Raw genomic sequence first — 23224 nt, forward strand, 5'->3', positions numbered from 1 at the left:
GGACCCTGCCGTGCCGCTTGCCCCGCCGGGATCAGTCGCAGGTCCGCGTGGTGCCGCGCCGGATGCAGCCGCTGCCTTCGCCGCCGTCACCCGCCAGCCCCTTGCTGACCTTGACCGGCGACACGCCGCTGCTGTCCTGCGGTGCCGGGCTGCCTTCCTGACTGGAGCCGCCCGTGAAGACACCAAGCAGCGAACCCGCCAGCCCTGCCAGTTTGCCGGAGGTGGCGCCGCTGCTGTTCCCGCCAGCCTCCAGCGCGGCGGGGTCTTCCGCTTCGATTGCTACGCCGTCCCTAACCGCACCGGCCTCTGCCATCAGCCGGGTCAGCCGTTCGCGGTAGGCCGTTTCCAGCACCGCACCGGGGTCCGGCACATCGCCGCTGGTCACATCAATAAAAGCTGTGGTGCCTGTCACCGCGCCGGCCAGCAGTTTGCCGGGATCAATGTTTTCGATCTTCAGCTGCGCGGCCTTGGCTTCGATGCTCTGCAACTCACTGCGCAGCCGGGTGATATCCCTTGCCAGTTCCTGCTCAGCGGCGGCGGGCACGGTCACGTCATTGCCGACCGTGGGAACCGGCTGTTCCAGCAGGCCGTTCAGCCCGTCATAGTCGATGGCCGCCAGAACCTCCCTGATGGTGCTGTCCGGCGCATCCGCATGGACCACGATAATGGCGCGTTCGCCGAAGCCCAAAACCCCTTCGAATTTGCGCATCTTGCCGCTGCTGCGCTTGTAGATGCCCTGATCGCGGCCAAAGGCGACACCGCCGATGACGGCATAAGGTTCCTCAGGCAGCCCCATGCCGCGCATCGAGGACACAACCATCCCCCCCAGGGTGTTCGGGTTCTGCAGGCCGCGCAGATGGACGCTGAGCACGACCACTTCACCGTCCTTGGCGTAGCCCCAGCTGTGCGGGTCCATCTTGGCTGCCCGTTTCTGCAGGCGGACGCTATCCAGCGCCTGATCCAGTTCCGCCAGCGGATCGCTCTCCGCCTCCGCGCCGCCACCCCCTGCCGCCAGCACTTCTGGCCGTTCAAGCAGGCTGAAACGCTCCATGCCGGCAGGCGCTTCGGGCAGATACGCCTTGCCGCCCTGCCGCCAGCGGTCTCGGCGCTCCTGCTCCAGATCCGCCAGGCGCTGCTCTGCCTTATGGCCCAGGTAGCGGCTTTCGATGGTGCCGGCATAGCCGGAAAGGCTCAGACTGCCGAAGTCCAGCCCTGCCCGGCGGGTCTGCTGTTCATAGTCAACGCCCAGAAATACCAGCCCGCACACAGCTGCGAAGCCTGCCAGATGCTTGATGCTCATAATGTCCTCATGGAAATGCCCGAAATCTTTCCATCCGGCTAATGGGCATTTGGGGCGGGATTGCGGCGCAAACGCGAAAAGAACGCGCGCCACGCCCGCACAGATTGAATCTGCCGGACCGGGTTCCGTTCTGCTGTTTCTGTCTGGCCTGTTCCGCTGTGCTGTATCGTCTGTGTCTGCCAGCGGTAAGGAGTGGCGGCGCCGCCAAGGGGCGGAGGCGGGACGGGAGGGTTGCTCCCGCACGCGAAACGTCGTCTGTGCGTGCCCGTGCCAAAGGGCCCTGTTCCTGGATGCCGGGGGTGTCAGGCCCGGCGGTGACCGCGATCGGGAAGCAGTGTGGCATAAGGAGCTTAAAAGGCCGTAAGCTATGCGTACGCTGCCGACGCAACGGCTGGCAGGCGGGCAGAGCTCCCCTGCCCCTGACATCCAGACCGGATATTTCCCCCTGTGCCGCCGCCCCGCCCTGCTACACTGCAAGCGGATGGCAGCCTCAGAAGGGGATTACCAATGAAGAAACAAGTTGCAGAATTTCTGGGTACTTTCACGCTTGTCCTGTTCGGGTGTGGTTCCGCGGTGATCGCGGGGGCCGACATCGGGCTGACAGGTATCAGTCTTGCCTTCGGGCTGGCCCTGACCGGCATGGCCTATGGGATCGGGCCGGTGTCGGGCTGTCATATCAACCCTGCGGTTTCCCTTGGCATGGTGGCGGCAGGCCGGATGCCGCTGCCGGAGGCGGTGAAATACATTCTGGCACAGATCGCAGGCGCAATCGCCGCGGCATTGGTGCTGCTGATCATTGCCAGCGGCAAGGCGGACTACGATGTTGCCGTCAACGGGCTGGGTCAGAACGGCTGGGGCGCAGGCTATCTGGGAGAGTACAATATCCTGGCCGCCTTCTTGTTCGAGGCCGTGGCGACCTTCCTGTTCATGGTTGTCATCCTAGGGGCCACGGGCAGCCGGGCGCCGGCCGCGCTGGCCGGGCTTGCGATTGGCCTGGCGCTGGTTGCAATCCACCTCGTGGGCATCAACGTCACCGGCGTTTCGGTGAACCCTGCCCGTTCCATCGGGCCCGCGCTGTTTGCCGGTTCAACGGCCTTGTCGCAGCTTTGGCTGTTTATCGTCGCTCCGGTTCTGGGCGCGGTTGCAGCAGGGGTGCTGTTCAAGTCCGGCCTGCTTGATCAGTCTGAATGAAGCACCGGCACCGGCTAGGCGCATTCCGGTCCGGTTCAGGCCAAGGCTACAACGCCCCCAGCGCCCCGGCAATCGCCCAGAGGCTTAGCCCGATCCAGGTGCCGGTCAGCCCCCAGAACAGCAGCGGATGGGTGCTGCGGCGGACGGGTTCGATGAAATCGGCCCGTCCCGTGCGCAGCGCGGGCCAGCTCCAGAGCAGGAAAAGCACGCCCCAGAACAGCGGGATATCCAGCACCACCGCCAGCCAGATGCACAAAAGGCCCAGCCCGGCCTTCCACGGCATTGCATCGCTGCTGCCAGCCGCGGCCTCCGGTTCCAGAGCCGTGAACATAAAGGCAGCCCCCTGCGGATCAGCCCCCATCAGGCGCCCGTCCTGCAGGTCCACCGTGACCTCGCCGCCCAGCGCGGACAGTTTCTCCGCCGCCTGTTCCAGCGAGCCGACAGCGAAACAAGGCATCCAGTACCGGAACTTGCCGCGGATTTCCTCCGGCACCTCCTCGGCGACGGCCACCAGGCTGCCGTCCGGGTGACGGATATCATAGACCGGCCAGGGCGCTTCCGCCGTCTTGTGGAAGGTCCAGCCGAACAGGTCCTTGTAGAAATCCGCAATCAGCGCGATATCCGGCAGGTGGTGGAAACGGCGGACCGCATGGCCGGGCTGCGGCGGCCCTTCCGGCGGCGTAAGGCTGCTGCCCTCCACCATGGTGAAGCCGGCGCCGGAGGGATCACGCACCAGCGCGATGCGGCTGTGTTCGTCAAACGGCTGCGGCTCGATCTCGATGATTGCGCCCTCGTGGCGGCGGGCGGCTTCGACCCTGGCGTCCAGATCCTCGACATGCACATAGGACATCCAGAAGGACGGCATGTTTATCTTCACCAGGAACTCCGGCATCGGGAACACTGCGGCGGCGGCCTGTGTCTTGTCCTGGGCAAAGTCGTAGCTGTCATCGCCGTCGAACGACCAGCCGAACAGGTCCGCATAGGTCTTGCGCGCCAGCGCCATGTCGAAGGTGGAAAGATCGGTCCAGATGAAATGCCCGATGGTCATTGCGGCCTGCTCCCTCGTGTTATGCCTGATCATGATCTAGGCATTGGGACGGGAAAGCGGAACGCACAAATCTTGCTGTTTTGCAGCCGCGCCGGGCCGGGGGCCTACATCTCCACGATTTTCCCGGGGTTCAGGATGTTCTCCGGGTCCAGCGCCGCCTTGATCGCCGCCATATACCGGGTGGCCTCGCCCAGTTCCTGCTGCAAATAGGGGCGCTTGCCCTGGCCGATGCCGTGCTCGCCGGTGCAGGTGCCGTCCATCTCAATCGCCATCTCATTGAGCCAGCCGATGTACTCGTCCGCCTTCTGGCGCTCTGCATCGCTGTCCATGTCAATGAGCAGGAGCGCGTGGAAGTTGCCATCGCCCACATGGCCGACCATTGGCGCCAGCAGCCCCATGCTTTCGGCCTTTTCCCGCGCTGCGCCGACGCATTCCGCCAGCCGCGAGATCGGCACGCAAACGTCGGTGGACAGCCCCTTGGCGCCGGGGCGCAGCTGCAGGCTGGCCCAGTACATGTCGTGGCGCGCCTGCCAGAGCTTGCTGCGCTCCTCCGGCGTCGAGGTGGCGGAGATGTCGAAGCCACCGAATTCTTCGGCGATGGAGGCGAACATGTCGGATTGCTCCACCACGCCGGCATCCGAGCCGTGAAACTCCAGCAGCAGCAGCGGCGTTTCCGGCAGGTCGAGGCCGGAATAGGCATTGGCGGCACGCACGCTCATCTCATCGAGCAGTTCGATGCGGGCCACCGGGATGCCGTACTGGATGGTCATCATCACCGCGCGGCAGGCCTCATCCACGGTGCGGAAGGAACAGCGGGCAGAGCGGATCGCCTCCGGGATGCCCTGCAGTTTCAGGGTAAGCTCAGTAATCAGCCCCAAAGTACCCTCGCTGCCGACCAGCAGACGGGTGAGATCATAGCCAGCGGAGGATTTCTTGGCCCGTTGCGCAGTGCGGATCACGGCGCCGTCGGCCATTACCGCCTCCAGCCCCAGCACGTTGTCCTTCATGGTGCCATACCGCACCGCGTTGGTGCCGGAGGCGCGCGTCGCCGCCATGCCGCCGAGCGAGGCATTGGCGCCGGGATCAATCGGGAAGAACAGGCCCTGATCGCGCAGGTAGGTGTTCAGATGCTCTCGGGTGACACCGGGCTGCACCACCACGTCCAGATCCTCGGCATGAACCGCGATGATCTGGTCCATCCGCATCATGTCCACGCAGATGCCGCCAGCGGGCGCGTTCACATGCCCTTCCAGCGAGGTGCCGGTGCCGAAGGGAATGACCGGCACGCCGTATTCGGCGCAAACCGCGACGATCTCCGCAACCTCGCGGGTGGTCGTGGGGAACACCACCGCATCCGGCGCCTGGTTGGTGATCCAGGTGGTGGTGTGGCCGTGCTGCTCGCAGATCGCCTGACCGGTCTGCAGCCGGTCGCCGAACTGCTGGCTCAGCGCATCAATCGCGGCGGCGATCCCGGCCTCGTTGCGCGGCAGTGATGTGGCTTGGACCATGGCGGCCTCCCCTGGCAGCGGGGCGCGATGCCCCGGAACAATTCACCTGTTAACTTACGGCCAGCCACCGGAGTTCAGCAATACCCAGAACCCCGTAGCCGCCCCAGCCCACCCGGCCTATCCGCCCAGTGCGATCCCTTCCCGCCGCGGATCCGCCGCACCTTTCAGCCCATCGCCGATTTCAATCGCATGCAGGCCGGAGGTCAGGTCGCGGGCATTGACCTCATAGCCCATGTCTGTCAGCGCCTCTGACAGCTCCTCTGCGCTGGTGCCCGCCTCCACATCATAAGTGCCAAAACGGTTGACCAGATGCGGCAGTGCCAGCGCGGCCTGGATATCCATCCCCCAATCCGCCCAGGCGATGATCGACTTGGCCACATAGCCGATGATGCGGCTGCCGCCGGGGGATCCGATGGCCAGTACCGGCTTGCCATCCTTCAGCACAATCGTCGGCGCCATCGAGGACCGCGGCCGCTTGCCCGGCTCCAGCCGGTTGGCGATGGGCACCCCGTTCGCATGGGTCCGGAAGGAAAAATCCGTCAGCTCATTGTTCAACAGGAACCCGGCCGCCATCAGCCGCGAGCCAAAGGCATTTTCAATCGTCGTGGTCATCGACAGCACGTTGCCGTACTGGTCCACAATCGAGATATGGGAGGTCGAGGGCAGCTCGATCGACTCATCATCCGCCAGCATCAGCGCGTGATCAAATTCCGGGGCGCCCGGCGCCACTTCGGGCAGTGCATCATCGCCCTGCAAGAGCTCTGCCCGGCCCGCCAGATAGTCCGCCGCCACCAGCCCATGGGTGGGCACCGGCACATAATCGCTGTCCGCCATGTAGCGGCCCCGGTCGGCAAAGGCGAGGCGCGAGGCATCGCCGATCAGCCGCCAGGCCTCGGCGCTTTCCGCCCCCAGCTCCGCCAGATCGTAGTTGCCCAGCATCCCCAGGATCTGCCCCACGGTCAGCGCACCAGAGGACGGCGGCCCCATGCCGCAGGCTTCGAAATCGCGGTAGGCTGCACAGACCGCCGGGCGCTCCTTGACCTGATACAGCGCCAGATCGGTAGCGGACAGCACGCCGGGGTTGCCCTCAGCCGTGGTCACTGCGCGCACGATCTCTGCCGCGATGGGGCCTGCGTAGAACGCCCCCGCTCCGCCCTCTGCCAGCGCCCGCAGGGTGGCGGCATAGTCCGGGTTCAGCAGGGTTGCGCCCTCGGCAATGGGTTCACCCTCAGGCAGGAAATAGGCGGCAGTGGCCGGGGCACGTGCGAGCCGTTCGGCGTCCCCTGCCACCAGCGCAGCCAAACGCGGCGAGACGGCAAAGCCATCCTCCGCCAGCCGGATGGCCGGCTCAAACAGCGATGGCCAGTTGGCACGGCCCCAGCGGCGGTGCGCCTCTTCCAGCAGCGCGGGCGTGCCAGGCGTGCCGACAGACCGGCCCCCGACCACCGCGTCAAAGAATTGCAAAGGCGCGCCATTTTCATCCTGAAACAGGGTCGGCGCCGCCGCCAGCGGCGCAGTCTCGCGCCCGTCAAGCGTGGTCAGTTCACCCGTGGCGGCGTCATACCAGACCAGAAACGCGCCGCCGCCCAGGCCGGAGGATTGCGGCTCCACCAGACCCAGCACGGTTTGCACCGCCACCATCGCATCCGCCGCAGTGCCGCCCGTGCGCAGCACGGCAGCACCGGCCTCCACCGCATGCGGGTTGGCAGCCGCGACCATCCAGTTGTCCGCTTCCACCGGCTGGCCTTCGGCCTTGGCCTCCAGCGCGGCGGCCACCTCGGGGGAAATCGCCTCAAAGGTGCCTGCGGTTGCCGCTTCGGGGGCAACCGCATCTGCGGCCTCCTGCGCGGCGGCAGGGCCAGCAGCAAATGCGGCAGCGGCCAGAATCAGATACTTCATGAAAAGTCCTCCTTGATAATTCCAGCCCTGCAGCCGCGGTTACAGCATGGACGGCACAACCTGATCCGGCGGCCGGTGGCCGTCTTCAAACGTCTTGATGTTCAAAAGCACTTTCTCGCCCATCTCGATCCGCCCCTCGATGGTGGCCGACCCCATATGGGGCAGCAGCACCACATTGGGCAGCTCGCGCAGGCGCGGGTTGATGTCGGTGCCGTGCTCATAGACGTCCAGCCCCGCGCCCGCGATCTCATCCGAGCGCAGCATCCGGGTCAGCGCGTGCTCGTCGATCACCTCGCCGCGCGACGTGTTCACGATCACCGCCGAAGGTTTCATCAGCTTCAGCCGCCGCGCGTTCATCAGGTGGAAGGTGGAAGGCGTCGAGGGGCAGTTGACGGAAATCACATCCATCCGCGCCACCATCTGGTCGAGGCTCTCCCAATAGGTGACCTCCAGCTTCTCCTCAATCTCCGGGCGCAGGCGGCGGCGGTTATGGTAGTGGATCTGCATCCCGAAGGCGGCGGCGCGCTTGGCGACCGCCTGGCCGATCCGGCCCATGCCAAGGATACCCAGACGGCGCCCTGCGATGCGTCCGCCGAGGAACGCGGTCGGTGCCCAGCCCTGCCAGTCGCCCTTCTGCATAACCGCCAGCCCTTCTGGCATCCGGCGCACCACCGCCATGATCAGCGCCATGGTCATATCAGCGGTGTCATCGGTCAGCACGCCGGGGGTGTTCGACACCAGGATGCCGCGCTGGCGGGCTGTCGCCACGTCGATGTGATCCACGCCGGCGCCGTAATTGGCGATCAGCTTCAGCCGCTCGCCGGCCTGGCCCAGCAGGCCCGCATCTATGGTATCGGTGACCGTCGGCACCAGCACATCGGCGTCCTTCAGCGCCGCGGCCAGCTCGCTGCGGGTCATCGGCGTGTCATCCTCGCGCAGGCGCACATCGAACAGCTCGCTCAGCCGGGTTTCCACAGGTTCCGGCAACCGTCGCGTAACGACAACACTCAATCGGTCTCTTGGCACTTGTGCTCTCCCTTGGGCTTTTCAATCCGCACGCCTCCATGGCATCGTGGCGCAGGATGCGCAGAGGCACAAGAACCCAACCGCATTCCCTTGCCTCTCGGCCGGAAATTTCCCGGACGCAGCAGGGGCATAACCAGACGGGCGGAAGACCGGAACAAGAGGCTGGGCATAACCCGGCTGGGCAACGAAGAGGCGAGCAGGCAGTGAGAAACGCGGCAATGGCACTCCGCCATCTGGCAGCGGCAGCAGCAGTTACATTGCTGACGGCCACCGTTTGCGCGGCCGAATCCCGCGGCCCGGTCACCAACCTGCCCCTGCCCCGCTATGTCTCGATGAAGGCCGCCACCGGCAATGTGCGCCGCGGCCCGTCGCTGACCCATAAGATCGACTGGGTGTTCAAGCGCCGCGGCATGCCGCTGGAGATCACCGCGGAATACGGCCACTGGCGCCGGGTGCAGGACCGCGATGGCGCCGGCGGCTGGGTGCATTACGCGCTCCTGTCCGGCGTGCGCACTGTGCTGGTCGAGGAGGACATGCTGACCGTGCACGCCCGCCCCGATACCCGCGCGCCGGTAACGGCCGCCTTTGAACTGGGCGTGGTGGCGCGGCTGGGCGAATGCGCCAGTGACTGGTGCGAGATCTCCGCCGGCGGCTACAGCGGCTGGGCGCCGAAGAAAAAGCTCTGGGGCGTCGCCCCGGACGAGCTGCGCGAGTAACCCCGGCGCTTTCATCTTTCCCGAAATACTCCGGGGTGAATTGGGCCGGCGGCCCAAGAGGGGCAGCGCCCCTCTTTAAATCAGGCCTGCGGGGCAGCGCCCCTCTTTAAATCAAGCCCTGGGGGCAGCGCCCCTCACCGCCCTCCATTTCAGCGTTGCGGCAATCCGCGCGGGGGCGCAGATGCGCCAAACCATTGCACCCGCAGCAATCGTGTTCTACATGGGGGCCACACACATGGCTGCCCAGGCCGGTCCCGCCCGAAACACGGGCGCCGCTGCGGCAGCACCGGACTACCCGAAACCGGCGCGGCCTGTCTGCGCTGATGCCCTATAAGCCTCCGAGATCGCTGAAAGGTTGTGGAACATGGCAGAAAATCAAACCCCGGACATATTGTATACCATTGTAGACGAAGCGCCCGAACTGGCCTCGGCATCCTTCCTGCCGATCATTCGCAAGTTCGCCGCCGCCGCCGGTGTCACTGTCGGCACCAAGGACATTTCGCTTGCCGGCCGCATCATCGCCGCCTTCCCGGAGAACCTGACCGATGCGCAGCGCCAGAGCGACGACCTGGCCGATCTGGGCCAGCTGGTGAAAACCCCGGACGCCAATGTGATCAAGCTGCCGAACATCTCCGCCTCGGTGCCGCAGCTGACCGCCGCCATCAAGGAACTGCAGGCCCAGGGCTATAACCTCCCGGACTACCCGGAAGAGCCCAAGAGTGACGCCGAGAAAGACGTGCGCGCGCGTTACGACGCGATCAAGGGCTCCGCGGTGAACCCGGTCCTGCGCGAAGGCAACTCCGACCGCCGTGCCGCCAAGGCCGTGAAGAACTTTGCTCAGAAGAACCCGCATTCGATGGGGGAATGGTCGGCAGACAGCAAGACCAAAGTGTCGTCGATGCCGGGCAACGATTTCTATGCCAACGAGAAATCCGCCACCATCACCGCCGCCCAGGCCGGTGCCGCGAAGATCGAGTTCGTGGCCAAGGATGGCGCCGTCACCGTGCTGAAAGACGGCTGGCCGCTGGAAGAGGGCACCGTGGCCGACGCCACCTTCATGTCGGTGAAGGCGCTGTCGTCCTTCCTCGGCGAAGCGATTGCCGACACCAAGGCGGACGGCACCATGTTCTCGCTGCACATGAAGGCCACCATGATGAAGGTCTCCGACCCGATCATCTTCGGCCACGCGGTCAAGGCCTGGCTGGCACCGGTGTTCGAGAAATACGGCGCCGAGCTGGACGCGCTGGGTGTGAACCCGAACTCCGGCATGGGCGACCTGTTGGACCGCGTCAAAGGCAACGCCGAAATCACCGCCGCCATCGAAGCGGTGCGCGCCGAGCGCCCCGACATGTACATGGTGGACAGCGACAAGGGCATCACCAACCTGCATGTGCCGTCGGATGTGATCATCGACGCCTCGATGCCTGCGGTGATCCGCGCCGGCGGCAAGGGCTGGGACCAGGACGGCAACAAGGGCGACACCAACTGCGTGATCCCCGACCGCTGCTATTCCACCGTCTATGACGAGACCATCAATTTCTTCAAGGCCAACGGCGCGCTGGATGTGACCACCGCAGGTGCGGTCGCCAACGTCGGCCTGATGGCGCAGAAGGCTGAGGAATACGGCTCCCACCCGACCACGTTTGAGGCGCCCGCCGACGGCACCATCCGCATCGTGCTGGCGGGCGGCGAGACGCTGCACAGCCATGACGTCGAGACCGGTGACATCTGGCGCTCCTGCACCGTCAAGAAAGCCCCGATCGAGAACTGGATCCTGCTGGCAATGGACCGCCAGCGCCTGACCGGCTCCGAGGCGATCTTCTGGCTGGACGCAAACCGCGCCCATGACGCAGAGCTGATCAAATACGTGAAGCCCGCGCTTGAGGCGGCCGGCGTTGCGGACAAGTTCCAGATCATGGCGCCGCGCGAAGCGACCCGCCAGAGCCTGGAAACCATCACCGCAGGCAAGGACAGCATCGCCATCACCGGCAACGTGCTGCGCGATTACCTGACCGACCTGTTCCCGATCCTGGAACTGGGCACCTCTGCCAAGATGCTGTCGATCGTCAAGCTGATGCAGGGCGGCGGGCTGTTTGAAACCGGCGCCGGCGGCTCTGCCCCCAAGCACGTGCAGCAGCTGGTCGAGGAAAACCACCTGCGCTGGGATTCGATGGGCGAGTTCTGCGCCCTCGGCGAGTCGCTGAACTTCCTGGCCGATGTCAAAGGCAACACCAAGGCCGGCGTGCTGGGCCGTGCGGCTGAGGACGCGACCCAAGGCATCCTCGACCACAACCGCTCTCCCTCGCGCAAGGTCGGCCAGCCCGACAACCGCGACAGCCACTACTGGTTCGCCCGCTACTGGGCCGAGGCACTGGCGGCGCAAACCGAGGATGCAGCCCTGGCGGCGCATTTCGCCCCCATCGCCGAGGAGCTGGGCGCCAAGGAAGAGCAGATCATCAGCGAACTGGCTGCGGCCCAGGGCGCGCCCGCCGATATCGGCGGCTACTTCCGCCCCAGCGTGGAGCTGAAGGCCAAGGTGATGCGCCCCAGCGCCACGCTGAACGCCATCATCGGCTGATCCCAGCGGATCTGAAAACACGGATGCCCGGGGCTTTCCCCGGGCATTTTCTTTGCGCTGCCGCCGCCGCCCGGCTTGACCGGACGGTCTGTACTGCCCAGAAATTGAGCCTGCGGCCCGACACCGCAGCACAGGCAGGCAGAGAAACAGCATCCCATGCAGAAACGGGGCAGCTTCAAGAAGCTCAATCACTTGCGCCAGCTGGACAGCCGCAAGCAGCCGCTGATCGTGCATGCGGAGGAGGCCTGGTTCCGGCACATCCTGGAGGGCGGCTGCGAGTTTTTCGAGAAGATCGGCGCCAGCGCCCATGCGCGGGGCTGCAAGCCACTGCTGATCCACGCCGAGGATGTCCTGTCCTTCGGGCTTCTGGGGTCAGATCATCTGCAAATCGTCATCGGCCCGAAACGCACGCAGGGGCCGCGCATCTTTCACGCCCAGCCCAGCTATCTGCGCGGCTTCTGGTATCTGGACCCGCAGGGCTATTACTGGAACTCCAGCCTCTCCGGGCAGCTGTTCGACCCGCAAGCGGTGGATGGCGCCGCAGCAGAGCATTTCTTCAACGGCGTGCGCGGCCATGCGCTGCGGCGCAACGTCTCCAAACGGGCGCAAAGCGCGCGCACGCCCGGCGGGCTGGCGCCTGCAGACGCCGCCATTTTCGTGCAGGACATCGAGAAATACCGCGAGCCGGTGCATTACCTGACCACAGCGGAGATGATCACAGCCGCCTGCGCGGCGGTGCCCGGCAGGGTCTACGTCAAGCCGCATCCGCTGCAGGATGCTGCCGCGCTGCGCGGGCTGGAAGAGCTCTGCGCCGGGATTGCCAATGCAGAGCTGAGCCGTGCCAGCGTGCATGACCTGATCGCTGCCTCAGCTGCGGTTGTATCGCAGAACTCGGCCGTCGGGTTCGAGGCGCTGATGCACCGCAAGCCGGTGCTGACCTGCGCGGCGTCCGACTATCATCACGGCACGCTGGTCTGCCGCACTGGGGCGGAGCTGCAGGAGAACCTGAGCCGGGCTGGGGAGGCCTTTGCCGCCTTCCCGTTTGAACGCTATTTCTACTGGTTTCTGGGGCTGCACATGCTGGAGCCGCAAAAACCGGACTTTGCGGACCGCGCCTGGAACCGGCTGCTGGCGCCCGCCCCGACGAAATGAACAGCGCCCGGGTTTGCAGCCCGGGCGCTATGCTTTTCAGGACCCAGCGGGATCAGGCAGGCGGATCAGAAATCCTGCCACAGGTCGCGGGCGGCGTTGCCGCTGGCGGCCGCCGCGGCGGGTTGGGGCGCGGGCTGCATGTCCCAATCATCGCCGCCATGGGCGGTCGGCGCCGGCGCTGCTGCCGGGGTGCTGGAGGCCTTGGCCGGGGCGGCCAGCTGGCTGCCGCCCGCGATCTTGAAGTGGGCCACCAGATCGGCCAGCTTGCCAGCATCGGTCTTCAGCATGTGGCCCGCTGCCGTTGCCTCCTCGACCATCGCCGCGTTCTGCTGGGTCACCTGATCCAGCTGCGTCACACCGGTGTTGATCTCATTCAGACCGGTAGACTGCTCCGCCGCGCCCTCGGCAATGCCGGAGACCAGCTGCGAAATATGGGTGACCTGGCTGACGATGCTTTGCAGCGCGTCGCCCGCCTTGCCCACCAGATCCACCCCGCGGGCGACCTGGCCGGAACTGTCGGAGATCAGCGTCTTGATCTCCATCGCCGCGTCCGACGAGCGCTGCGCCAGCGCCCGCACTTCGCTGGCGACCACCGCAAAGCCGCGGCCCGCCTCGCCGGCCCGCGCGGCCTCAACGCCCGCGTTCAGTGCCAGAAGGTTGGTCTGGAAGGCGATGTCGTCGATCACAGAAATGATCTGGCTGATCTTGTTGGAGCTTTCCTCGATCTCGGTCATCGCCGAGACCGCGCTCTGCACCACTTCGCCGCTGGTGCGGGCCTCTTCCTTGGCCTCGTCCATCGTCGCCTCGACACTGCGGGCGCCGTCGGCGGCGGATTTGACGGACGCGGTCAGCTCATCCAGCGCCGCGGCGGTCTGTTCCAGGGTGGCCGCCTGGCTCTCGGTGCGGTGCGACAGGTCGTCGGAGGCCTGGCTGATCTCGGTGGCGCCGTTGCGGATGCTGGCGGCGGCGGCAATCACCTGCTCCACGGTGGAGCTGAGGTTCCGCGCGGTGGTGTTGAAGTCCTGGCGCAGCTGTTCGTAATCCTGCGGGAAGGTCTCGGTGATCTGCGCCGTCAGGTCGCCCTGCGACAGCGCCGACAGCTTGCTGCTGAGCGCCGCCACAACCTTGCTGCGCTTCTCGTTCAGCGCATGTTCGGCATCCTCCAGCTCCTGCTGCCGGATCAGCGCCTGGCGGAAGACATCCAGGGTGCGGGCCATCTCGCCGATTTCGCTTTTGTTGGCGGTGGCCGGAATGGCGCTGGCGGTGTCGCCCTCCGCCATCGACTGCATCCGCCCGCGCAAGGCGCTGACCGGCCCGGTGACGCTGCGGGTGATCAGGGTCGCGCCCGCCATCAGAACCGCCAGGGTCACAAGCAGACCTGTCACGGTTGTGATGATGTTTTCCTGCACCTTGGCCTCGATATCCGACACATAGGCACCGGTGCCGATGATCCAGCCCCAGGGCTCATAGACCCGGATATAACCCATCTTGGCCTCGATCACGCCGGTGCTTGCGTTGGCGAAATGATAGATCAGCGAGCCCTGGCCGTCCGCCTTGGCAATCTTGAGCATCTCCTGATAGATCTTGACCCCGTTTTCATCGGTCAGGCCAGGCTGGCGCGTGCCCACCCACTCCGGCAGGAAGGCATTTGCGGTGATCACCAGATCGAAATCAAAGGCGTGAAAATCGCCGGCGGTGCCGAACCTGAAGGTCTCCAGCGCCGTGCGCCCCATCTCGCGGGCCGCGGCCTCATCCAGCTGGCCGTCTTCGACCTGGCTTTGCAGCGCGTCCAGCTGGCTGAAGGCCAAGTCGGTGATCTGATGCAGCTCGCGTTCGCGGCTGGCGTATTCGTCGTTATTCGAGCGGACCAGCAGGAAGATGGTCAGCATCGCAAACAGCAGAATCGCCAGGGCAGCCAGAGCGTAGATCCGGACAGGCAGACGGTAGAGAAATGCAGGCATAGTGATTTGGTCCCTTAGTTACAGGCCTAAGCTCTCCTCCCTAGAGACCTGCTCCTAAGAAATTCCTAGCTCGCAGACGATTGCAGCCGCCCGGATGCTGCAGGAAGCCGGCTTCCCCGAGGGGGTTTCAGTGACATTCAAATGATATCAATGGATTATATGGTCTGCACGGCTGCGCAGCGCGCGCGCAAAATGCCGCAGGCAGATCGTTCTGCGACGCCTTCGGGCCGCTTTGCGCCCTGCCGGTTCGGCCGCACAGGCCCGCAGTTCGAGCTTTGCCTGCCGCAACAGATGCGCAGGGAACCGGCCCCCAGAATCGGCGTCCTCACATACATGTGGATTTTGTATCCATTATCCTGTATCTGATTCTCCACAACAACACACCGACAGGAGGATCTCATGTTCAAATCGCTGACCGCGGCTGCGGCGCTTGCCCTGGTGCCCTTGGCACCTGCCCTTGCGGATACGCTCGATGATGTGGTGGACCGCGGCACTTTGCGCTGCGGCGTGGTGCTGGATTTCCCGCCGATCGGCTACCGGGATGCCAACAACGAACCGGCAGGCTTTGACGTCGATTACTGTAACGATCTGGCGGCGGCGCTGGAGGTTGATGCCGAGATCCTGCCGGTGACCTGGGCCGAGCGCCTGCCCGCCATCGTGACCGGCCGTGCAGACGTGGTCTTTGGTGCCACCTCCGACAGCCTGGCGCGGGCGCGCACCGTCGGCTTCACCATCCCCTATGCGATCTATTTCGCCCAGGGCGTCGTGAACACCGAAAGCGGCATCGAAAGCTTTGAGGACATCAAGGGCAAGCGGGTGGCCGGCGCCATCGGCACCGTGCCGGAGCAGGAATGGCTGAAGATCGCTGCCGAATGGGGCGAGGAAGGCAACTATCAGGGCTACCAGTCCGAGAACGAGGTGTTCCTGGCGGTGGCGCAGGGCAAGGCGGACATCGGCCTGACCACCAACACCGCGGTGCTGCCGGTGACCCAGCAATATGAAACCCTGGCAGCCGGCCCGCGGATGCCCTGGACTACCGACTATACCTCAGTGGTGGGCAAGCGCGAGGATGTCACCTGGATCAACTTCCTGAACCTGTTTGTGACCCATCAGGTGCGGTCGGGCCGTTATGCGGAGCTGTGGGGCAAATACGTCGGCGGCGACGCGCCTGAGCTGCGCATCCCCGGCGTGCTGTACTGATCCAACGGTGAAACCCGCCCCTGCCTGCCGCGCTCTCCCGGCGGCTGGCAGGGGCTAGGGAGCATAACCCCACATGTTCGACTATAATTTTCACTGGCGGCCGGTGATGAAAAGCCTGCCGGACCTGCTGGAGGCGGCCTCCCTGACGCTGCAGGTGGCGGTTCTGGCGATGGTGCTTGGCATCGTGCTCGGCCTCTGCCTGGCGCTGGCGCGGCTGCACCTGAAGGGGCCGGTCTACTGGTTCGCCACCGCCTGGGTGGAGCTGGCCCGCAACACGCCGGCGCTGTTCCAACTGTTCTTCTTCGGCTTCGGCCTCGGCGCCTTCGGGCTGCATCTGTCGCCCTATCTGATCGTGCTGGCGGGGCTGACCTTCAACTGCGCGGGCTATCTGGCGGAAAACTTCCGCGGCGGCTTCAAGGCGGTGCCGGAGACCCAGATCCGCGCCTCCCGCAGCCTTGGCATGACACCATGGCAGGCCTACAGCCGGGTGGTGATCCCGCAGGTGTTCCGCATCGTCTACCACCCGATCACCAACCAGATGGTCTGGGCGGTTCTGATGTCCTCGCTGGGGATGCTGGTGGGCTTCCGCGAATTGTCGGGCGAAACCCAGTTCTTCGCCTCCCGCACCTTCCGCATCTTTGAATATTTTGCGGTCACGGCGGTGATCTACTACGCCATCGTCAAGGTGATCCTGCTCAGCTCGCGGCTGATGGCCGCCCGGCTGTTCCGGTACTGAGGGGGAGAGCCATGGAACCGACACTCAAGTTTTTCAGCGGCTTTGCCCCCAATGACCTGTGGTTCATGGGCGAGGCCGCGTTGCGCACTCTATGGATTTCCGTCCTGTCGATCTCGCTTGGCACGGTGCTGGGCACCCTGTTCGGCTGGATGCTGTACGAAGGCCGCCGCGCCGCAACCCTGACGCTGGCGCCGGTGCTGGACGTGTTCCGCTCTGTGCCGCTGATCATCCAGCTGGTGCTGTTTTACAACTTCGCCCCGATCGTCGGGCTGAACCTTGATCCCTTTGCCTCCGGCACCGTGATCCTGACCGTCTATACCGCGGCGCTGGTGGCCAATGTCGCCCGCGGCGGGATTGAGGCGGTGGGCGCCCCGATGCGCCGCGCCGCACGCAGCCTCGGGCTTAGCTACTGGCAGGACCTGCGCCATGTGGTGCTGCCGATCGGCGGGCGGGCGGTGTTCCCGTCCTGGGTCGGCGTTGCGCTGGGGGTGATGAAGGACAGCGCGCTGGTTTCCGTGCTCGGCTATGTCGAGCTGCTGAAGGCCAGCCAGATCCTGATCACCCGCACCCAGGAGCCGTTCCTGATCCTGGCCCTGGCCGGCGCCTTCTATTTCGCGCTGTCCTATCCGGTCTCCCGCTACGCCACACATCTCGAAAACAGGTGGGCCCAATGATTTCCATCCGCGACCTTCACAAGTATTTCGGCGCTCTGCACGTTCTGAAAGGCATCGACCTGGATGTGCAGAAGGGCGAAGTGCTCTCTGTCATCGGCGCCTCCGGCTCCGGCAAATCGACGCTACTTTACTGCATCAACGGTCTGGAGATGATCCAGGACGGCGCCGTCACCGTCGACGGCACCGACGTCCATGCCAAGGGCACCGACATCAACAAGCTGCGCCAGAAGCTGGGCATGGTGTTCCAGCAGTGGAATTCCTTTCCCCATCTGACGGCGCTGGAAAACGTGGCGCTGGCGCCGCGCATCGTCAAAGGCAAATCCAAGGCTGAGGCCCGCGACATTGCAGCGAAACAGCTGCAGCACGTGGGGCTGGGCGAGAAGCTGGATGTCTACCCCAGCGCCCTGTCCGGCGGCCAGCAGCAGCGTCTGGCAATTGCCCGCGCCCTGGCGATGGAGCCGGAATACATGCTGTTTGACGAGGCGACCTCTGCCCTTGACCCCGAACTGGTGGGCGAGGTGCTGGATACCATGCGCCTGCTCGCCGATGAGGGCATGACGATGATCTGCGTCACCCATGAGATGGGCTTTGCCCGCGATGTCTCCGACCGGGTGGCCTTCTTCCATCAGGGCGTGATGGAGGAGATCGGCCCGCCCGCGCAGATCTTCGGCGACGCCCGGTCCGAACACACCCGCAAATTCCTCGCCAACGTGCGCTGACCCCTTCCCCCGCAGGCTGCCGTGCCTCCCAGCGGCAGCCTGCCCCTAACTGGAGAAATTGGATAATGTCTACAAATGTCTTCACCGGCACCATGCCGGCCCTGATGACCCCCTGCAACCCGGACCGCACGCCGAACTTCGACGCGCTGGTCAAAAAGGGCGAAGAGATGATCGCCGCGGGCATGTCGGCGGTGGTCTACTGCGGTTCGATGGGCGACTGGCCGCTGCTGACAGATGAACAGCGGATGGAGGGCGTCGCCCGCCTCACCGCCGCCGGTCTGCCGGTTGTGGTCGGCACCGGTGCGATCAACACCAAATCCGCCGTCGATCACGCCCGCCACGCGCAGGAAGTCGGCGCGGCCGGCCTGATGGTGATCCCGCGTGTCCTGTCCCGCGGCACCTCGGTGGCGGCGCAGAAAAACCACTTCAAGGCCATTCTGGACGCAGCACCGGACGTGCCCGCGATCATCTACAACAGCCCCTACTACGGCTTTGCCACCCGCGCTGACCTGTTCTTTGCTCTGCGTGCGGAGCACAAGAACCTGATCGGCTTCAAGGAGTTCGGCGGCAAGGACGACCTGCGCTATGCGGCGGAGCATATCACCTGCCAGGACGACCAGGTGACCCTGATGGTCGGTGTCGACACCGAGGTCTACCACGGCTTTGTGAACTGCGGCGCCACCGGCTCGATCACCGGTATCGGCTGCGCCCTACCCAAGGAAGCGCTGCTGCTGGCGCGTCTGTCCAAACTGGCCGCCGAGGGCAGCGCCGAGGCCCGCGTCCGCGCGCAGGAGCTGACCGACGCGATCCACGTCCTGTCGACCTTCGACGAGGGCCCGGACCTGATCCTCTACTACAAGCACCTCTTGGTGCTGAACGGCGACGATGACTACCGCCTGCATTTCAACGAGACTGACGAGCTGTCGGACGCCCAGCGCAACTATTGCGAACAGCAGTACAAGCTGTTCCGCACCTGGTTTTCGGACTGGTCGGCGCAGGGCGGGATCATCGCCGAATGCATGTAGTCGACAGCCACACCGGCGGCGAGCCGACGCGCGTGATCCTGGAGGGCGGTCCCGATCTGGGCACCGGCCCGCTGGCAGAGCGCGTGCGGCGGCTGGCAGAGGACCACATGGGCTTCTGCCACGCCGTGATGCGCGAGCCGCGCGGCCAGCCCGCCATGGTCGGCGCGCTGCTGGTGCAGCCCACCGATCCCACCTGCGCCGCTGGCGTCATCTATTTTGATGCCGATGCAGTGCTGGGCATGTGCGGCCACGGCACCATCGGGCTGGCGGTGACGCTGGCCCATCTGGGCCTGATCACCCCCGGCAGCCACCGCATCGAGACCCCCGTTGGCGTGGTGACGGTGCTGCTGGAGGATGCCAATACCGTCACCGTCACCAACATCGAAAGCCGCCGGGTGACCGCGGCGGTCAATGTTACCCTGCCGGACGGCAGCACAGTGACCGGCGACGTCGCCTATGGCGGCAACTGGTTCTTCATCATTGAGCCCAGCCCGCTGCCCTTGCAGACAGAGAACATCCGCGCCCTGACCGATCACGCCATCGCCATCCGCACCGCCGCCAATGCCCAAGGCGTCGGCGGCGAAAACGGTGAGCCGATCGACCATGTGATCTTCCAAGGCCCCTCCCCCCGCGCGGGCATCCACAGCCGCAACTTCGTGCTCTGCCCGGATGATACCTACGACCGCTCCCCCTGCGGCACCGGCAGTTCCGCCCGGCTGGCCTGCCTGGCAGCAGCGGGGCGGCTGCAACCGGGCGAGGAGATCATCCAGGAAAGCATCATCGGCTCCCCCTACCGCCTGTCCTATCAACCGGGGCCGGATGGCGGGGTGATCCCCACCCTCAGCGGCCAGGCCTTTGTGATGGGCGAGGGCAAGCTGTTCTTCAGCCCCGATGATCCGTTCAAGGGCGGTATCCTTGCCGGTTCGGAGGAACCTGCATGACCGCGCCCGCTTCGGACAGCGTGCTGGTGATCGGCGCCGGCATCATCGGCCTCAGCGCCGCGCTGGAGCTGCAGAAACAGGGCCGCCGCGTGCGCATCCTCGACCGCACTGGCGTCGCGGCAGAGGCCTCGGCGGCCAGCGCCGGCGCCTTCGCCTTTACCGACATCGTGCCGCTGGCGACGCCCGGCATCATGCGCAAGGCCCCCAAGTGGCTGCTGGATCCGCTGGGCCCCTTGTCGGTGCCACCCGCCTATGCGCTGCAGATCGCGCCCTGGATGCTGCGCTTCTGGCGCGCCAGCTGGCGCAGCCGCTACCAGGCCGCTCTGCAGGCGCAGGTGCTGCTGATGGCGCATTCCCGCGCTGCGCTGGAACGCCAGATCGCCGATGTGGACGGCGAGCCGCTGATGCAGCGCGAGGGGCAGTTGCAGCTCTACGAGGGTGAGAGCGCCTTCCGCGCCGCCCTGCCCGATTGGCAGCTGCGGCGCACGCACGGCATCCGCTTCGACCTGCTGCGCAGCCCTGAGGCGATTGCCGAAGTTCAGCCCGGTCTGGCCTCGCGCTTCACCCATGCTGCCTTCACCCCCGACTGGATGAACACGGTAAACCCCAAGACCTGGGCGGAACATCTGGCGCAGGCCTTCGTGACCCGCGGTGGCCGCATAGACACCGCTGAAGTGACCGCGCTGCACAGCGAGGGCAGACAGACCATAGCGCAGACCAAGGACGGCCCGGTCTCCGCCAGCCAAATCGTGGTCGCCTGTGGGGCCTGGTCGCACCACCTCGCCCGCACCCTGGGCGAAACCTTCCCGCTGGAGACCGAACGCGGCTACAACACCACCCTGCCCCCCGGCGCCTTCGGCCTGAAGACCCACCTGACCTTCCCGGCGCATGGCTTTGTCGTCAGCAAGATCAGCGGCGGCGTGCGGGTTGGCGGCGCGGTGGAGCTTGGCGGGCTGAAACTGCCGCCGAATTACCGCCGCGCAGACATCCTGCTGCAGAAGGCCAAACAATTCCTGTCGGACCTCGACACCGCGGGCGGCAGCCAATGGATGGGCTTCCGCCCCTCGATGCCCGACAGCCTGCCGGTGATCAGCCGCTCCGCCCGCTCGGACGGCGTGATCTATGCCTTCGGGCACGGCCATCTGGGCCTGACCCAGGCCGCTGGCACTGCCGAGCTGGTGGCCGCACTGGCCGCAAACACTCCCGCCGCGCTGCCGATGCAGCCCTACGCCGCTACCAGGTTCTGACCCGCAGCTGAAAGGAGCCGCGCCATGAAAATCACCCAGCTCACTGTCTATCAGGTCGACCTGCCGCTGAAGGAAGGCCGCTACAGTTGGTCGAACGGCAATTATGTCGATGTCTTCGACAGCACCGTGCTGGAAATCACCACCGACGAGGGGCTGACCGGCTATGCCGAGTGCTGCCCGCTGGGCTCCGCCTACCTGCCCTCCTTCGCCCGCGGCGTGCGCGCCGGGCTGGCGGAACTGGCGCCGCATCTCATTGGCCAGGACCCGCTGAATATCGGCGGCATCAACCGCACCATGGACGCCGCCCTGCGCGGCCACCCCTATGCCAAGGCGCCGGTCGACATTGCCTGCTGGGACCTTCTGGGCAAGGCCACCGGTCAGCCGGTATACACCCTGCTGGGCGGCGCCGCGCAGGACGATGTGGTGCTCTACCGCGCCATCAGCCAGGAAGACCCGGACACCATGGCCCGCAAGATCGAGGGCTATGCCGCGGAGGGCTATACCAAGTTCCAGCTGAAGGTCGGCGGCGAGGCCAATGACGACATCGACCGCATCCATGCCACCCGCGCGGTGCTGAAGAAATCCGACCTGCTGGTGGCCGACGCCAACACCGGCTGGACCCGGCACGAGGCGGCGCGGGTGGTTGGCGCCATCGCGGGCCTCGACGTCTATGTGGAACAGCCCTGCCTCACCTATGAGGAAAGCGTCTCAATCCGCCGCCGCACTGCGCTGCCCTTTGTGATGGACGAGGTGATCGACACCCCCAACACGCTGGTGCGCGGCATTGCCGAGGATGCGATGGACGTGATCAACCTCAAAATCTCCAAGGTCGGCGGCCTGAGCAAAGCACGGCTGATGCGCGACCTCTGCGTGGCGCATGGCATTCCGATGACCATCGAGGACACCTGGGGCGGCGACATCACCACCGCCGCCATCGCCCATCTGGCCCGCTCCACCCCGGCCGAGTTCACCTTCTCCGCCACCGACTTCAACAGCTATGGCACCGTTGACATTGCCAGCGGCGCGCCCAAGCGTGTGAACGGGCGGATGACCGCCCCGGACACGCCCGGCCTGGGGATCACCCCGATCTTCGAGGCCCTGGGCGAACCGGTTGCCCGCTATTCCTGAGGAGGCCTGCGGATGCGCAGCAGCAAGACCATCCATGTGATTTCCGCCCATGCGGAGGGCGAGGTGGGCGACGTGATCGTCGGCGGCGTCGCCCCGCCGCCGGGCGACACCCTGTGGGAACAGCGCGCCTTCATCGATCGCGACCAGACCCTGCGCAACTTCGTCCTGAACGAACCCCGCGGCGGCGTGTTCCGCCATGTGAACCTCTTGGTGCCGCCCAAGCACCCGGAGGCCGACATGGGCTTCATCATCATGGAGCCGGAATACACCCCGCCAATGTCCGGCTCCAACTCGATCTGCGTCTCCACCGTGCTCTTGGACGGAGGCATCCTGCCGATGCAGGAGCCGGAAACCCATCTGGTGCTGGAGGCCCCCGGCGGGCTGGTGCGGGTGCGCGCCGAATGCCGGAACGGCAAGGCAGAACGGATCTTCGTGCAGAACGTGCCCAGCTTCGCTGGGGAGACCGGCGCGGCGCTGGATGTGCCGGGTATCGGCACGCTGACCGTCGACACCGCCTATGGCGGCGACAGTTTCGTGGTGGTGCAGGCCGCCGATCTGGGCGTGGAGATCACAGAGGCAAACGCCAAGCAGATCGCCCAGCTCGGCACCCGCATTCTGGAGGCCGCCAACGCGCAGCTGGGTTTCACCCACCCGGAGAACCCGGACTGGACCCACATCTCCTTCTGCGCCTTCTGCGGCCCGCTGGAACAGACGGAAACCGGCCTCCGCAGCCGCTCCGCCGTGACCATCCAGCCGGGCAAGGTCGACCGCTCCCCCACCGGCACCGCGGTTTCCGCCCGGATGGCGCTGATGCTGGCCAAGGGGCAGATGACGCCGGAGCAGACGTTTGAGGCCGTGTCCATCATCGGCTCCCGCTTCACCGGACGCATCGTCGAACAGACCACCGTCGGCGGGCGCGCGGCGATCGTGCCGGAACTCAGCGGCCGCGGCTGGATCACCGGCATCCACCAGCACATGCTGGACCCGGACGACCCCTGGCACGGCGGCTACCGCCTCAGCGACACCTGGGGCGCCTGACGGCCCGGGTTTTGGATACAATATGCCAATACCGGATCCAGCCCGCCCGCGCGGCCAGCTGGACCGGGCCGGCGGCTTGTACAGACAGGGAAAACCCACTAGCGTATCCAAAATACGAACAGCAGACCCGACGAGGC

General features: G+C 65.7%; 19 protein-coding genes. 13 read left to right on the plus strand and 6 right to left on the minus strand.

The window, feature by feature from the left end; genetic code table 11:
• Positions 1-31: 31 nt before the first annotated feature.
• Positions 32-1300 carry a hypothetical protein gene (locus GC1_RS17105; protein WP_019298477.1) on the minus strand — a complete coding sequence of 423 codons (1269 nt, stop codon included), beginning with the start codon at positions 1298-1300 and terminating at the stop codon, positions 32-34.
• Positions 1301-1807: 507 nt separating this feature from the next.
• On the opposite strand from GC1_RS17105, the gene aqpZ reads away from it, so the two are divergent.
• On the plus strand, positions 1808-2491 hold the full coding sequence (aqpZ, locus tag GC1_RS17110; protein ID WP_019298476.1) for an aquaporin Z: 684 nt from the start codon (positions 1808-1810) through the stop codon (positions 2489-2491).
• 46 nt (positions 2492-2537) lie between these two features.
• Here the strand turns inward: aqpZ and GC1_RS17115 are convergent, their stop codons facing one another.
• From GC1_RS17115 to GC1_RS17130, 4 genes are all read right to left on the minus strand, one after another.
• A complete protein-coding gene (locus GC1_RS17115; protein ID WP_019298475.1) occupies positions 2538-3539 on the minus strand; it encodes a VOC family protein in 1002 nt (333 codons plus the stop codon).
• Positions 3540-3643: 104 nt separating this feature from the next.
• Complete coding sequence (locus tag GC1_RS17120; RefSeq protein WP_019298474.1) at positions 3644-5047, minus strand: FAD-binding oxidoreductase; 1404 nt, start codon at positions 5045-5047, stop codon at positions 3644-3646.
• A 117-nt stretch (positions 5048-5164) separates the two neighbouring features.
• Positions 5165-6946 (minus strand): gamma-glutamyltransferase, encoded by a 1782-nt coding sequence (gene ggt, locus GC1_RS17125; protein WP_019298473.1) that lies wholly within the window; start codon positions 6944-6946, stop codon positions 5165-5167.
• Positions 6947-6985: 39 nt separating this feature from the next.
• Positions 6986-7972, minus strand: a complete 987-nt coding sequence (locus GC1_RS17130) for a 2-hydroxyacid dehydrogenase (RefSeq protein WP_019298472.1) — start codon at positions 7970-7972, stop codon at positions 6986-6988.
• A 218-nt stretch (positions 7973-8190) separates the two neighbouring features.
• On the opposite strand from GC1_RS17130, the gene GC1_RS17135 reads away from it, so the two are divergent.
• The 3 genes from GC1_RS17135 (at position 8191) to GC1_RS17145 (ending at position 12418) form a co-directional block, all read left to right on the plus strand.
• Positions 8191-8688 (plus strand): SH3 domain-containing protein, encoded by a 498-nt coding sequence (locus GC1_RS17135; RefSeq protein ID WP_019298471.1) that lies wholly within the window; start codon positions 8191-8193, stop codon positions 8686-8688.
• A 364-nt stretch (positions 8689-9052) separates the two neighbouring features.
• Positions 9053-11266: an NADP-dependent isocitrate dehydrogenase gene (locus GC1_RS17140; protein ID WP_029205071.1), complete on the plus strand. Its 2214-nt coding sequence runs from the start codon at positions 9053-9055 to the stop codon at positions 11264-11266.
• 156 nt (positions 11267-11422) lie between these two features.
• Positions 11423-12418 carry a capsular polysaccharide export protein, LipB/KpsS family gene (locus GC1_RS17145; protein ID WP_019298469.1) on the plus strand — a complete coding sequence of 332 codons (996 nt, stop codon included), beginning with the start codon at positions 11423-11425 and terminating at the stop codon, positions 12416-12418.
• Between the two features lie 65 nt (positions 12419-12483).
• Here the strand turns inward: GC1_RS17145 and GC1_RS17150 are convergent, their stop codons facing one another.
• A complete protein-coding gene (locus GC1_RS17150) occupies positions 12484-14379 on the minus strand; it encodes a methyl-accepting chemotaxis protein (RefSeq protein WP_039498743.1) in 1896 nt (631 codons plus the stop codon).
• Positions 14380-14778: 399 nt separating this feature from the next.
• Here GC1_RS17150 and GC1_RS17155 point away from each other — a divergent pair, with 399 nt between their 5' ends.
• The 9 genes from GC1_RS17155 to GC1_RS17195 all read left to right on the plus strand — a co-directional run bounded on the left by GC1_RS17155 (position 14779) and on the right by GC1_RS17195 (position 23087).
• On the plus strand, positions 14779-15579 hold the full coding sequence (locus GC1_RS17155) for a transporter substrate-binding domain-containing protein (RefSeq protein WP_019298486.1): 801 nt from the start codon (positions 14779-14781) through the stop codon (positions 15577-15579).
• A gap of 73 nt (positions 15580-15652) precedes the next feature.
• Positions 15653-16315, plus strand: a complete 663-nt coding sequence (locus GC1_RS17160; protein ID WP_019298487.1) for an amino acid ABC transporter permease — start codon at positions 15653-15655, stop codon at positions 16313-16315.
• A gap of 11 nt (positions 16316-16326) precedes the next feature.
• Positions 16327-16989 carry an amino acid ABC transporter permease gene (locus tag GC1_RS17165; RefSeq protein WP_019298488.1) on the plus strand — a complete coding sequence of 221 codons (663 nt, stop codon included), beginning with the start codon at positions 16327-16329 and terminating at the stop codon, positions 16987-16989.
• On the plus strand, positions 16986-17708 hold the full coding sequence (locus tag GC1_RS17170; RefSeq protein ID WP_019298489.1) for an amino acid ABC transporter ATP-binding protein: 723 nt from the start codon (positions 16986-16988) through the stop codon (positions 17706-17708). Before GC1_RS17165 ends, GC1_RS17170 begins: the two co-directional genes overlap by 4 nt.
• Before the next feature lie 65 nt (positions 17709-17773).
• Entirely contained in the window at positions 17774-18733 is a 960-nt protein-coding gene (locus GC1_RS17175) for a dihydrodipicolinate synthase family protein (protein ID WP_019298490.1), read from the plus strand.
• Positions 18724-19674 carry a 4-hydroxyproline epimerase gene (locus tag GC1_RS17180; RefSeq protein WP_019298491.1) on the plus strand — a complete coding sequence of 317 codons (951 nt, stop codon included), beginning with the start codon at positions 18724-18726 and terminating at the stop codon, positions 19672-19674. The genes GC1_RS17175 and GC1_RS17180 overlap by 10 nt, the downstream gene beginning before the upstream one ends.
• Positions 19671-20921, plus strand: a complete 1251-nt coding sequence (locus GC1_RS17185) for an NAD(P)/FAD-dependent oxidoreductase (RefSeq protein WP_019298492.1) — start codon at positions 19671-19673, stop codon at positions 20919-20921. The genes GC1_RS17180 and GC1_RS17185 overlap by 4 nt, the downstream gene beginning before the upstream one ends.
• Positions 20922-20945: 24 nt before the next feature.
• Positions 20946-22049, plus strand: a complete 1104-nt coding sequence (locus GC1_RS17190) for a cis-3-hydroxy-L-proline dehydratase (protein ID WP_019298493.1) — start codon at positions 20946-20948, stop codon at positions 22047-22049.
• 12 nt (positions 22050-22061) lie between these two features.
• Positions 22062-23087, plus strand: a complete 1026-nt coding sequence (locus GC1_RS17195) for a trans-3-hydroxy-L-proline dehydratase (RefSeq protein ID WP_019298494.1) — start codon at positions 22062-22064, stop codon at positions 23085-23087.
• Positions 23088-23224 lie beyond the last annotated feature (137 nt).

Origin of the sequence: Leisingera sp. ANG1, from assembly GCF_000203975.2 — a bacterium.
Taxonomy (GTDB): domain Bacteria; phylum Pseudomonadota; class Alphaproteobacteria; order Rhodobacterales; family Rhodobacteraceae; genus Leisingera.